At 38.2% G+C, this 12,936-nt stretch carries 11 protein-coding genes; 6 read left to right on the forward strand and 5 right to left on the reverse strand.

Going from position 1 to position 12,936, the window contains the following annotated elements:
* Positions 1-171 precede the first annotated feature (171 nt).
* Positions 172-462, reverse strand: coding sequence for a hypothetical protein (locus RIV7116_RS27660; RefSeq protein ID WP_015121633.1), 291 nt, complete (start codon positions 460-462; stop codon positions 172-174).
* 240 nt (positions 463-702) lie between these two features.
* On the opposite strand from RIV7116_RS27660, the gene RIV7116_RS27665 reads away from it, so the two are divergent.
* Entirely contained in the window at positions 703-903 is a 201-nt protein-coding gene (locus RIV7116_RS27665) for a hypothetical protein (RefSeq protein WP_232435728.1), read from the forward strand.
* Positions 904-1,081: 178 nt separating this feature from the next.
* On the opposite strand, the gene RIV7116_RS27670 is transcribed toward RIV7116_RS27665, so the two are convergent.
* The 4 genes from RIV7116_RS27670 to RIV7116_RS27685 all read right to left on the reverse strand — a co-directional run bounded on the left by RIV7116_RS27670 (position 1,082) and on the right by RIV7116_RS27685 (position 7,330).
* Entirely contained in the window at positions 1,082-1,861 is a 780-nt protein-coding gene (locus tag RIV7116_RS27670) for a carbonic anhydrase (RefSeq protein ID WP_015121634.1), read from the reverse strand.
* Between the two features lie 451 nt (positions 1,862-2,312).
* Complete coding sequence (locus RIV7116_RS27675) at positions 2,313-2,777, reverse strand: hypothetical protein (RefSeq protein WP_015121635.1); 465 nt, start codon at positions 2,775-2,777, stop codon at positions 2,313-2,315.
* Between the two features lie 116 nt (positions 2,778-2,893).
* Positions 2,894-5,827 carry an ATP-binding protein gene (locus RIV7116_RS27680; RefSeq protein WP_015121636.1) on the reverse strand — a complete coding sequence of 978 codons (2,934 nt, stop codon included), beginning with the start codon at positions 5,825-5,827 and terminating at the stop codon, positions 2,894-2,896.
* A gap of 147 nt (positions 5,828-5,974) precedes the next feature.
* On the reverse strand, positions 5,975-7,330 hold the full coding sequence (locus RIV7116_RS27685; RefSeq protein WP_015121637.1) for an ATP-binding protein: 1,356 nt from the start codon (positions 7,328-7,330) through the stop codon (positions 5,975-5,977).
* A gap of 384 nt (positions 7,331-7,714) precedes the next feature.
* Here RIV7116_RS27685 and bchI point away from each other — a divergent pair, with 384 nt between their 5' ends.
* The 5 genes from bchI to RIV7116_RS27710 all read left to right on the forward strand — a co-directional run bounded on the left by bchI (position 7,715) and on the right by RIV7116_RS27710 (position 12,877).
* Entirely contained in the window at positions 7,715-8,836 is a 1,122-nt protein-coding gene (gene bchI / locus RIV7116_RS27690) for a magnesium chelatase ATPase subunit I (protein WP_015121638.1), read from the forward strand.
* Between the two features lie 142 nt (positions 8,837-8,978).
* On the forward strand, positions 8,979-9,290 hold the full coding sequence (locus tag RIV7116_RS27695; RefSeq protein WP_015121639.1) for a hypothetical protein: 312 nt from the start codon (positions 8,979-8,981) through the stop codon (positions 9,288-9,290).
* A gap of 501 nt (positions 9,291-9,791) precedes the next feature.
* Positions 9,792-11,261, forward strand: a complete 1,470-nt coding sequence (locus RIV7116_RS27700; RefSeq protein WP_015121640.1) for an aldehyde dehydrogenase family protein — start codon at positions 9,792-9,794, stop codon at positions 11,259-11,261.
* A 290-nt stretch (positions 11,262-11,551) separates the two neighbouring features.
* Positions 11,552-12,055, forward strand: coding sequence for a hypothetical protein (locus RIV7116_RS27705; RefSeq protein WP_015121641.1), 504 nt, complete (start codon positions 11,552-11,554; stop codon positions 12,053-12,055).
* 36 nt (positions 12,056-12,091) lie between these two features.
* Positions 12,092-12,877, forward strand: coding sequence for a DUF3598 family protein (locus RIV7116_RS27710; protein ID WP_015121642.1), 786 nt, complete (start codon positions 12,092-12,094; stop codon positions 12,875-12,877).
* Positions 12,878-12,936: the final 59 nt, after the last annotated feature.

Raw genomic sequence — 12,936 nt, forward strand, 5'->3', positions numbered from 1 at the left:
AGGATGTTTGGCAAGTCATAAATAAAACTCGTAAATCTTAAGAACCCCCCAAATCCACGCCACTTACTACAACGGAGGGAACCTCCGCAACGTAGTGGCTCCCCTTTTTAAGGCGGAAGGGGGGATCTCAGCAATAAGCACGTTAAGAACGATACTTTTCCGCCCATCCTCTTAGATAAAATAGCAACCACCCTCTTCACCCAATGCCAGAGTTGTATATACTGGAGGCTTTGGTTTTACAGGTTCGCAGGGATAAGGTTTGGGTTTTGGCAGGGGTAACGGATAAATACAGGGCTCGGGGTAAGGTAGGCAGAAATCACCACTTTCTTTGTCTATTTTAGTGTAAATACTAAGACCTCCAGCACACTTTTCTGATTCCTCTTCTCCTACTTCTTCGAGCAAATCTTGTCCAGATAGTTGAGATTCTAAGTCAGCGATTTCCAGCGCAAATGGGTGTTTCATTATACAATTAGAACTCTTAATATTCTATAGGCTTGCAAGATTTTTAGCCTTGTTCCAAATCCTATATTTTTTTTAAAATAATTTCTAGGTACTTTTGGTAGTAACAATGGTTCTAAATGAATGTAATATCTTTTGCGTTTGTATCGGAATTATTTAAAGTTCCTGCTTTGCTGAGCCTCCAAACTTAGTTACCAGATTCAACCTGGGAACTTGATCGAGAGTCTCCGGCTCTTTTTGCGAATGATGCAAGTTATTATTAACTATGTCATTGGTATGAATCAAGCAATTCCCGATAAAGCAGCAATAGAATTTGCCATTGGTTTTTATGATGCTTTGGGTGCCGGTAAATCTGTAGATTTTGCCCATAAATTGGGTTGTAATTTAATAAAAAGGGCTGGTGTTTCCGGTGCGATGATACCCCAGTTACTAATTAGAAGTTAGAAGTTAAGTAGGTGGGTGAGAAAATTTATAACTATGCCATTACGAGCGAAATGGAATGAAGCGAAGCATTCACCCGAAGGGTGTGTATCATCTCAAGGGTTTTGGCTAATTTACATTTCGTTACTTAGTTAGTTTTATTTATGCCTACCTACTTATTGAACCTCTAACCTAATCAACTCTATTCCAACAAAAATCTTCGCTTAACCAATTGTACTGGTCTTGCATTCATTGGAAATACCTTAGCAAACTGCTGTACTTGTTGGGAAGAAATTATCACAGGTTCTTTTAAGACAATCCAGTTTACCGTTTCCGAGCAAGGTGGCGTAGTTAAGGAACCAAAATAACGATAATAATCTTGATTTTCTGGTAATAACTCAGAAGCATTAATACTTACATTAGATATGATTTTTTCTCTACCTTGTTTTCGCGGCATTGCTTTCCACACTTTTTGTAGAGTTGGATTTGCTTTTCCTTCTTTTAAGAAAACACCAACTACAGCCAAAGCACCTTTTTCGTTTTTATGAACTAAATGCAATTCCATCGGTAAAGCTTCTCCCTTTACCTTATGTTCGCTGGGGTGATGGAAATGAAATTGTAATAATTCATAAGTTTCACCATCAAGATTTAAAGTACTTCCCTGCTGGTAATTCACCTGGATCGTATGACCGTTATTAATGATACGAAGAGGACTCTCTTTATAATCAATTTTTAGTGGGGGTAAATTCGCATCAACAGCTGACTCAAGGTTAAGCGGAGATTGAGTTTTACCTAACTGACAAACTTCAAAATCAGAAGAAAGATTTCCCCAATTTTCAGGCCCTTCTTTACCAATATAGCCCCAATTGGTCTTGCTTTTTTCTTTAGTGGCTGAGGTAAAAGAACTACAGCCAAACAGAGAACTTGTTGCGACTCCAGCAGTAGCGATTAAGCCCTTTCTTAGTAACTGTCTTCTATCCATAAGTCTTTGCTACAACAAATCCAAATCTTCTATATGGCTCAGATACTAAATAATCAATTATGTCAAGTATCTAGCAAAACATTATATGTCATAGAAATCAAATTGTCATACCTATTTAATGTTGGTAGATTTTTATTATTATTTACTCACAAATTTTCGTTGTTCTTTGTTTACTTCAAATTTAAGCATTTTGTCATTACGCTTACAAAATGTGTTTTTATGGCACTAAATATTCTAAGTAATTATTAAATACTGCTACAAAGATGTTTTAGAAAATCAAGGAGAAAGTATAGTGACAAAAACTTGGTAAACTGTGATTAATTTTACAAAATAATAGACAAAAATAATCAACTAATTATGTATATTAAATCTTTAGTTACCAATTACCAATTACCAATTACCAATTACCAATTACCAATTACCAATTACCAATTACCAATTACCAATTACCTTAATTATTTTCAACATTAGATTGATTTAATTCTTCATATTTAGCTGCTGCTAATTCGTAAGCTGATAAATACTCTTTACCGCCTAACATCACCTCACCATAATATTCGTAAGGAGCATCACCATAAATTGGTAATGGATCGTCTTCCGGATAATCTTCTTTTGACTCTTCAACTATTCTTTTTAGCTTTTTAACAGTAAAAGTTTGTGCCGTAAAATACCACATTTGATAGGGTTCCTTAGTTAAATGCGGTAAATTAGGATCTAGTATTTTTGAATCTGTTTCTATCCAAGCATGTTCGAGAAGTTGATAAGACTTGCGTTTAATAACCAGAAAACCTTGAGCATAAATAGCACCTTCAGTAACCAATACCGCTTTATAGGCATTGTCAAAAGGCTTTTTAGCTTTACTTCCGACTTGAGTTGCAATTTCTAGCGAACCAGCTTCATCCAGTAACTTATCCATCAGTAGCAAGGATAAAAGCAAAAACTACAGTTAACAGTGTACAGTGACCGGTGACCGGTGACTAGTTATCGGTTAGCAAAATTCTAATATTTTTGTTCGCTTACTTGTAAATGGCATTACTCCCAAGCAAATCCAATCACAACTGCTGCTAATAGGATAAATATTCCTAAAGCAATAAGCGTAGTAAATAATACTTTTTGGTAAATGCGATTAAGTTTGTCTTCGCTAAGTTTTCTTTGACTTCTCTCTTTCTTTAATTCTGCTATTAGTTCGTTAATTCTTGGTTTCTGCTGTTTCTGAATAAAGGCTGCTAAATAATCGTGAACTAGCTGATATCTATCGGCAGGTTTTTCAGGTATTAATACAACAATTCCAGCTTCTACAAAAATACGTAAAACTAAATCTAATTGATTTGTTTCTTTACTTAATTCTTCCAAAGAGAGCGCGCGTAAGTCTCTTTCTAATTCCGAACGAGTTTTTAAGGGACGAGTACCTTTTTCATCTGTTAGTAAATATAGGATTAGTTCTGCGACTTGACGATTAATGTCGCCGCAATCTTCTACTACTTCTTTCATGTAGCGTTTTACTAATTCTTGTTTTGGTCCACGGTTTTCATATTCAATTAATGTAGTAATATTTTCGGTTTGTAACTGCGCTCCGACTACTTGTAATTCAATTGGACGTACTTCTCCATATTTTGCCGATAAATCTTGCACTAACTGCTCTATAAAACTAGCTTCTAAATGAAAATTAGAATGTTGTGTCAAACGTTGAATTAGAGATTTTGCGTCTGATGAGGCAAAATTATCTAGTTTATATAAAATATTTTTGCTCAAAATATCATTATTAATTATATTCATACTCGATAAGCGATTGCATTCTAATAAATAATGCAGGTAATCTTCCCTTAAAGATAAGATGACTTTGACGCTTAAAATATTTAAACATTCTCCCATAAATTCAAAAAACTGTTTCCTTTTTGTGGTTGAATCATAAACAAAGAAAAATTCTTCAAATTGGTCAAAAATTAAGACTATTCGTAAATTACGCCATTCACTCTGCCGCAGTAAATCTAGAATTTGCTCTGGTGATTCGGGAGTCAAAAATGGAAACTGATAATTGTTTTTACCAATCTTTTCTTCTGTTTCTATTTGAATACCTTTGATATTTAAAGCTTTCACTAATAGTTTTCCAAGCTCATATACCCAGTTAGTGTAAGTTCTGACTTTAACTGGTACTATTTCTTGCAAACCAATAGAACTATGTTTTAATGCCGGTACTAATCCAGCTTGAACTAAAGAACTTTTACCTACGCCTGAATATCCATGAATAACTATCATTTTACAGTCCGGACGAGCAATTTTTTCTAATAGTCTTTCAACATCTTTTCCTCTCCCCGATGCAGTCATTTCTGGTGCGACTGTTTCTAATACAGACGCTGCCTGTAGGGAAGAAGTATGTAAAGTTTCTACAATTAGTTTTGCTTGTCTTTGTGGTTGGATTATTCCTGCTCCTATAAAGGCTCTAAAACCATATTGCTGCTCGATAGAACGCTGTTCTAATTTGACTAGAAATGCTTCTAAGTAACGGTATTGTTCCCAATATACTTCTCGTAAAGCTTGTAAAATACGAATATATTGATGTGGATTATCTAAAGAACCAATATCCCGAGCCATTTGCAAATGTTTAACGGCTCTTGGTTTTTGATCTAAATGTCTTTCTGCTATGGCTAACAATAGCAAATATAAAGCCCGATGTTGTAATTGTCCTGAAGGTGCTTTAGCAATATTGTGTAATGCTTGATAAGCATATTGTTTCGTTCTAGCGTATTGATTTTGACTTGATGCAACTTCTGCTAAAAAGCCGTAAGCTTGTGCGACTCTTAGCGGATTTCCATATAATTGTTGTAAATCTAAAGACTGTTGAGCAATATTTTTTAACTCGCTCCAATCTTCTAAACGCTGCAAAACTTCACCTAATGGATTGATGAATTTTGCAACTAAATTAGGGCGATTTGCTGTCACAAAAATATCAATGCTCTGCTGGAAGTATTTTTTTGCTTTTTGTAAAAAGATGACTGATTTTAAACGATATCTTTGAGCTTGTTGGAAATAGCATAATCCGATATAAAACAAAATTACTCCCATACGAAATTTTGAATTAGGGAGAAGGGGAGGAGACGAAAGGATAGGAGGTGAACAAGGAGTATTGGAAGAATAGATTTTGGGTTTTTTGATCGATAGCTGATTGGTATCAATTGAATTATGCCAATAAGACAAACTTTGATGATAATATTTCAAAGCTTGTTCTATCTGATTGTTTAAATAAGCATCTTGCCCTAAAACAAACTCTACACTAGCTTTAAGTACTGGTTCTAATTCATATCCCCTACCCTGTAAATCTTGCAGTGCAGTAATCACCTCTCGACGACGCAGATATCCCATTTGCCAACCTAAACAATAAGCATCTGCGGCTAATGATGTTGCAAATAATGCATCGGTATCTTCCTTTAAAGTTGCAGTTAACTCGTTTGTTGCGATCGCAAACTGTGTAGTAGTTGCCCAACTCTCGAAATCGCTTGCAGAGCGCACTAGTTGAGGTAAAACATCATCCGTTACCCACAACACCACGGGAAAGGGAAATCGTTTACGAAATTCCTCTCGCACCTGATTGGTGGCACTCAGCATTTGTTTTAAATTATCCACCGTCTCTAAGTAAAAAACCATTAAAGCATCGGTTGGATTGTCCTTAACTTCCTCAGCAATCATGCCATACAGACTTTTATCAGTACGCTTCAAATTAACAATCCGTACATCAATATCTGTAAGCTGCCATAACCGTTTCACCAAACGCGATCGCAACCTTAAATAATTACAGCGAGCCAAAATTAACTTAAATTCTCCCACCGAAGCTTCCAAAGACCAAGCCAATTCCTCTAAACCCTCTTCGTTTGAAGAATGGGGAAGAGTGGGGGGAGAGGGGAGAGAGGGGTTAGAAATATCTAACTTGTCTACTTGAAATCTTTTACTATCTTCTAACTCGTCACTCATAACTGTTAACTCCTAATTTTTATTAACCAATTTCCAGTAAAAAGCGAACAGCGAGCAGTTATGAGTAGTAAGTAGCAAGTAAAAAATTACCGATTACCAACGCTCAATCCCCCATGCCCAATGCCCCATGCCCAATTCCCAATTTTTTCATTCTTCCAACTCACTTGCTTCTGCCAAAATCGGGTTGATATCAAACCATGATTCCCCAGCAGCATCCCGATATTCAAATACCAAACGACTGTGAACTAATGCTTGATACTCCAAATCCCCCCTCACCTTCTTCCGCTTCTTCACCTGACGCAATAATTCCCATTCATCATCAGAAATTTGCATTATCATTTCATTGCGACGATAGCGAATCAGAGCTTCTAAAGTTTTACGAGACAAAGGCAGTTTTCTTTCTTTCTGAATCCAGTTATTCAACAACCGCAACAAATCTCGTACATGTCCCCCACTCACCTGACACAATCGATCTAAACTTTTAGCATCATCAAAAACTTCAGGAATTTTATTCAGACGCTGTTGTGGATTCAAATCGGGGAAAGCTCTTGCTAACACCATTTGTCGTAACAATACCATTCCCGGTTGAAAAATATTTCCATTCGGTAATTGTACTGATACCATTGGTAATACTTTTGGGTCTTCTGGAAATCTTTGAGTTAAATTTCCATAATCGTTAGAGAATTTTAGTGCCAGAGGCATTGTATAAACAACATGACACTGTAACTTAGTTAAATACTCGCTCTGGTCGATAAATAGATACTCTTGCTGGGGTCTTCCCCAAGATTTGGCGCGAGAATCGACCCTATCCAGATTATCTACAATTACTACCAGTCCTTTTTTTCCCTGCCGTTTTAATGCTTCCACAGCAGGCTGGAGTAATTCAGAATTAATCGCTTCTAATAACTTAGTCTTTTGAGGACCTAAATATTGATTGAGCCTGCCTCTTAAGGTGGCATCATCTTTAGTTTTGGCAGTTATTTCCCCAATACCAAAGGCTAGAGAAAACTTATCAGAATCGGAACTTACACCAATATCTCCAATACCCGGAAGTTTGGCTTTCATTCCTACAACTTCAGCATTAAGAACCCGCCAAGCTCCCTCTAATAAATCTTTGAGCAGACTAGGTTCACCCAAACTCATATCATCCAGACTCTGACTAACCCGACGAGCGACACTTAGCAAAAAGTCACCAATATCAACATCAGCCATTTCCATATCTTCACTAGACTCGAAATACACTACATAAAATCCTTCTTCCTCCAACTCCGTCTTTAAACGCAATAACTCTGTAGACTTACCGCACCCAATATGTCCCGTGAATAAAACGCAAGTTGGTTCCTCCGGCGAGAAAAATGTAATATTGTCCCGTAACTCCTGAATAATCTTGCCGCCTCTGACAGAAGAAAAATCAATATAATACTTTTCATCTTCAGCATTATTGATAACCAGAGTTTTACTAGGATTCGTAGCTTGGAAAAACTTTCGTAAATCTATTGTCATAGTAAAAAAACCGTATCTATTTCATCTTTTTATAGATATCCCTTTAACCCTAATGGATATACCAGCCACCAAAATTCAAATACACAAGCTAGAAATAATACTTAGCTAATCTGCAATCAACATCAAACTTATACAATGGTATAGTCCAGTTTAACGAAGTGTTAAGTGATAAAATATACTTTTTAAAATAAACTTACGACTAGATTACAATTTCAGCGACCAGTTAAAAACGAGTAGCAAGTAAAATACGAATTTATTTTTAATTCCTTCCCAAGCAACAGCGATTACCTATACAATTTCTCCCCCACTCCCCTCTATCCCCTAATTCCCTAATGTGGCAAAATAAAAACGGTAATAAGTGAAATATATAAAGGTAATTTATCAGTGAGTCCTACTAATCAAAAGACTTCTACAGCACGACGTGTGGTATTTCCTTTTACCGCCATTGTAGGTCAGGAAGAAATGAAGCTGGCTCTGATTCTAAATGTGATTGACCCCAAAGTTGGCGGTGTAATGATAATGGGAGATCGGGGAACCGGCAAATCAACCACGATTCGAGCGCTTGCTGACTTACTTCCAGAGGTTTCAGTAGTCAGGGATGACCCCTTCAATTCTCATCCGAGCGATCCCGATGTTATGGGTGATGAAGCTCGTCAAAAACTGGAACAAGGTGAAGAAATTGCTGTAGAACAAATGAAGGTGCCAATGGTAGATTTACCTTTGGGAGCGACAGAAGACCGAGTTTGTGGCACCATCGATATTGAAAAGGCTTTATCGGAAGGTGTTAAAGCTTTTGAACCGGGACTTTTAGCTAAAGCGAACCGAGGCATTCTTTACGTTGATGAAGTCAACTTGCTAGATGACCATTTAGTAGACGTATTGCTAGACTCAGCAGCTAGCGGTTGGAACACCGTCGAACGTGAAGGCATTTCCATTCGCCACCCAGCCCGTTTCGTTTTGGTTGGCTCAGGAAACCCAGAAGAAGGTGAATTACGACCCCAGTTACTTGATAGATTTGGAATGCACGCTGAAATTCGTACCGTTAGAGAACCAGCTTTGAGGGTGCAAATTGTAGAACAAAGGTCGGAATTTGACCAAAATCCCCCAGAATTCTTGGAAAAGTATCAACAGCAGCAGCAAGAATTGCAAGAGCGCATCGTTAAAGCCCAGAAACTTTTACCTTCCGTTAATATGGAATACGACTACCGGGTCAAAATTTCCGAAGTATGTTCTGAGCTAGACGTAGACGGGTTGCGGGGTGATATCGTTAGTAATCGCGCTGCCAAAGCTTTAACTGCATTTGAAGGACGTAACGAAGTTACAGTAGACGACATTCGCCGCGTTATTGCTTTGTGTTTGCGTCACAGACTGCGGAAAGACCCCTTAGAATCAATCGATACCGGCTACAAAGTAGAGAAAACCTTTTCCCGCGTCTTTGGCGTAGAGCTTCCAGAAGACACAGCCAACGTTAACGGAACTTCTGAGAAAGTCGGAGCAAAAAGGTAGTTGGTAATTGGTAATTGGTAGTTGGTAATTGGTAATAGTTGTTTGATATCAACTAATTACTCATTTATTATGATTGCCATTACCTTTTAATTTCTATATAGTCGATGTCCTTATCCGCTTTTCCAATCTTTCTTCTTCAATCATGATAAGAACCTGTTATTCCTGGATACATACCTTAATATTGGCAAGTCAATATAATCCACCGAGATTTGTAGAGTTGATCATGCTCGGTATGGCATTAATAATGTTGACTATTTCGACTTTTATCGCCGATTTGCCTTATTTGGTTTTAGGTTTAAGTTTCGTAGTTGGCGCGTCAGCTTCAATTTTAGTCAGAGAAGCAATTGCACCGACACCTCAATCACGAGTTACTAAAATTACGGCATTACTTTTACTTGTTGTTAGCATTTATGGTTTCGCCGATTTATTTAAATTATTTATTAGTTTTACGTAAATATTTAGGTTTATAGATTTTTTGAATAAATATTTTATCCGACACCCTAGAAGGGTGCGGCTACAAAAACAAAGCCCACCTGCGTGGGCTTGGAAACTCTCATAACTCACCTTACGGTGGTGAGTCTAGTTGGGGGTGTCGGTTTGCGTCCCCCAAAAAGCGGGTTAGAGGAGCGTCTCCCGGAGGGAGAGACCCGTTTACGAAGTGCGGCTCAGGGGCTTTGTAGTATTAGCCCCAGGCTTATATGCGGGCTTTTTGCAAAATTGGGATGCTCCCGATTTGAGTTATTAAATCTTAATGTAAATAAAATGTAACTAGAAAATTAATTTAATCTTAAATAAGTTAACTAAAATACTCTATATCATCAAACATATTAGTAGGCTTGTCAAGAAATTTGAAAATTAAGTCTAAGTAAAAGTATTTGGGGAAATTTCTCGATCGGTGCGATAAATAAAATTTCTTTTTTGAGAAAAACTGAAAATAAAGCTTCAGGAGGACGAAATGGTAACAGCAACCAGTCCGGAACAAAAAGTAAAAATCGGTCAAACTAAGCTGCTGATTAATAACGAATGGGTAGAAAGTGTCAGCGGTAAAAGGTTTGAAACAATTAACCCCACTACTGGGGAAGTGATTTGTGATGTTGCAGAAGCAGATGCGGCTGATGTTGATAAGGCTGTAAAAGCGGCGAAAAGAGCTTTTGAAGGTGGAGAATGGCGGAATATGTCGGCAACTCGTCGCGGTGAATTACTTTACAAGTTAGCTGACTTGATTGAGCAAAATATCGATGAGTTGGCGCGCTTGGAAACTTTAGATAACGGTAAAACTTTAAAGGATGCCTACGGAGACTTGCATTTAGTTCTCCGTTGCTATCGTTATTATGCAGGTTGGGCAGATAAGGTACACGGTAAAACCATTCCGATTAATGGCCCATATCTATGCTATACACGTCACGAACCCGTGGGGGTAGTTGGTCAAATTATTCCTTGGAACTTTCCACTGTTAATGCAAGCATGGAAATTATCGCCAGCTTTGGCAACGGGTAATGTGGTGGTGATGAAAACAGCCGAACAAACACCTCTTTCGGCATTACGAGTCGGAGAATTAATCGTTGAAGCAGGCTTTCCACCCGGTGTAGTTAATATACTTTCGGGATATGGGCCTACCGCAGGAGCGGCGATCGCCCGTCACATGGACGTAGACAAGTTAGCGTTTACGGGTTCGACTGAGGTAGGACATTTGGTTATGGAAGCCGCCGCTAGAAGCAACCTCAAGCGGGTAACTCTGGAACTTGGTGGTAAAAGTCCTAACATCGTTTTTGCTGATGCCGATATGGATGCAGCAATAGAAGGTGCCCATAAAAGCTTGTTCTTTAACCAAGGGCAATGCTGTAATGCGGGTTCGCGGTTGTTTGTAGAAGAAAAATGTTACGACGAATTTGTTGCAAAAAGCGTCGAGAAAGCCAAAAACCGTTTAGTTGGCGACCCCTTTGACTCCAAAACCCAACAGGGACCCCAGGTTGATCGCGATCAATTCGATAGAGTCATGAACTATATCGAAGCGGGAATGCGCGAAGGTGCAAACATGATGTGCGGTGGACATCGAGTCGGCGATCGCGGTTACTTTATCGAACCAACTGTATTTGCTAATGTCACAAACGACATGACAATTGCTCAAGAGGAGATTTTTGGGCCGGTAATGAGTATTATCAAATTCAAAGACATTGAAGAAGCAATTCATCTAGCAAATACTACTATGTATGGACTTGCTGCTGGAGTCTGGACAAAAGATATTACCAAAGCTCATAGAGTAGCAAATAGTGTCCGTGCCGGTACGGTATGGGTAAATTGCTATCACGTTTTTGATGCTGCTGCACCCTTCGGTGGTTTCAAGCAATCGGGTATGGGTAGAGAACTCGGCGAGTACTGCTTGGAACATTATACGGAAGTTAAAACTGTCACCGTACAGTTGTAAGCTTTTAGTTGCAATTGAAACCTCACTCCTTTTTATTAATCGCTGGGATAATGGGGTGAGGTTTGTTAGTGATTAGCTGTAAGGTTTTTTATTTAATGCAATACAAAGCATATTTTTGAATAGATGTTAAGTCGTAACCTTAACTGTTGATTTTTGAAAGCGCTTAGGTAATATTTACACATGGCTCTCGTCAAAATGTCGCTTTAATTCTACCAATTGAGTAAGGCGTAAAATTTGATGTTTTCTAAGTAAACTCTTAGCAGGGAATGTTGAGATTATAGGGGGAAAAAATGAACGGAGTAGAGTTGTTTAAAAAGTCAATGGGAAATTGGGAAGGTCGTCGTTGGTATGTCTATGACAATGGTGACAAGGTAGTCCGTTACACCCAATTTAGCAATGAAGTCATACCAAAAGAAAAATTCCTCTTCCCAGAGGGGATTTCAGTACACCATAAATTCAAGGTGTGGAATGTCAATGAGAATAAGCTAGAGAATGAAATGGAAACTATTCTACATGCTTGTCCGGAACATATTGTACGTGCGGTGGGTTACTTAGGGGAAGAAAGTATTGAATGTCCAATTACATCTGTTGGTAATGATATGTGCCGCATGATTACGGAATACAAGAATGGTTGGACGCACATGGAATTTTTCCATTTTCTAACTGCCGATGTACGGGCAAGGAATATCCGGTACGATGGTATTAATTGTAGCGGCACTTTTCTAGAAAACCGAGTTGATGAGTTCTCAGAGGTAAATCCTGAAAACTTGGTTCAATATTTACTTAAGCAATGAGCCAAAATTAAAAGAAGTTTTATACCCAAATAACTTATGTCTATCGACCTTAAGGAAAAAAACTGGCAGAATTTATGTAACAAACATATACGGGATTGGCACGGTGTTTGGACAAGGTATTCTCCCCAAAAAGCAGTTACAGAATCGTTTCGCAGTTTAAGAAGCTTTGAGAGTAATCAAGGGCAAACAGAAATAGCTCACACCAATCGCTATATGTATGCTGACGGCACAACAAAAGAAGAAAGTTGGCAATATAATCTGCATTCTAATGGTTTATCGGATGGACTCTTTCATCCAGCCCGAGATTATATGAGGGGGTTTAACTTTGAACCAGGTGCAGCGGCATGGGTAACAACACAGTTAAAGCCCGAATCATATTTTGCAGTTGAATTATTTTTTATATACGAAAACTTACGACATAGCGTAGGTATTGTTTATGACCAAAAAGGCAATCTTTTGCGAACGGCAAATATTCGCGAAGATAGCAATGGTTTTCCAAGTAAATACTGGTCAACTGACATCAATCAATTACCCGAACGAAAAATAAGTGGGAATTGGCAAGGAACTTCACTGACTATGACACCAGATTTAAAGGTTTCTGAACCTTCACCAACACAATTGCAACTTAGTTGGCAAGGACATCAAACTTTCTTTTTACCTGACGGAGTTTCTATCAGTTGTCCGGAAAAAGTTACTCTGGGCACGCCCTTTGTTTTAGCAGCTAATTGGCTAGTGACACCTTCTCAACTGCAACAGATCAGCGCTAAGTATGATAAGTGTGGAACTTTTTCGGCTTTAGTCTTTGAATGCTTTACCCAGTAGCTAAAAACGAACGGGATAACTGACTCGAATCAAAAAATACAATGATTTTACAAATCACA

This window comes from Rivularia sp. PCC 7116, assembly GCF_000316665.1.
Classification (GTDB): Bacteria; Cyanobacteriota; Cyanobacteriia; order Cyanobacteriales; family Nostocaceae; genus Rivularia.

Bases quoted from the DNA above. Each gene is read 5' to 3' on its own strand.
- RIV7116_RS27660 (WP_015121633.1), bottom strand. From the start codon at position 462: ATGAAACACCCATTTGCGCTGGAAATCGCTGACTTAGAATCTCAACTA.
- RIV7116_RS27665 (WP_232435728.1), top strand. From the start codon at position 703: ATGATGCAAGTTATTATTAACTATGTCATTGGTATGAATCAAGCAATT.
- RIV7116_RS27670 (WP_015121634.1), bottom strand. From the start codon at position 1,861: ATGGATAGAAGACAGTTACTAAGAAAGGGCTTAATCGCTACTGCTGGA.
- RIV7116_RS27675 (WP_015121635.1), bottom strand. From the start codon at position 2,777: ATGGATAAGTTACTGGATGAAGCTGGTTCGCTAGAAATTGCAACTCAA.
- RIV7116_RS27680 (WP_015121636.1), bottom strand. From the start codon at position 5,827: ATGAGTGACGAGTTAGAAGATAGTAAAAGATTTCAAGTAGACAAGTTA.
- RIV7116_RS27685 (WP_015121637.1), bottom strand. From the start codon at position 7,330: ATGACAATAGATTTACGAAAGTTTTTCCAAGCTACGAATCCTAGTAAA.
- RIV7116_RS27695 (WP_015121639.1), top strand. From the start codon at position 8,979: ATGATAAGAACCTGTTATTCCTGGATACATACCTTAATATTGGCAAGT.
- RIV7116_RS27700 (WP_015121640.1), top strand. From the start codon at position 9,792: ATGGTAACAGCAACCAGTCCGGAACAAAAAGTAAAAATCGGTCAAACT.
- RIV7116_RS27705 (WP_015121641.1), top strand. From the start codon at position 11,552: ATGAACGGAGTAGAGTTGTTTAAAAAGTCAATGGGAAATTGGGAAGGT.
- RIV7116_RS27710 (WP_015121642.1), top strand. From the start codon at position 12,092: ATGTCTATCGACCTTAAGGAAAAAAACTGGCAGAATTTATGTAACAAA.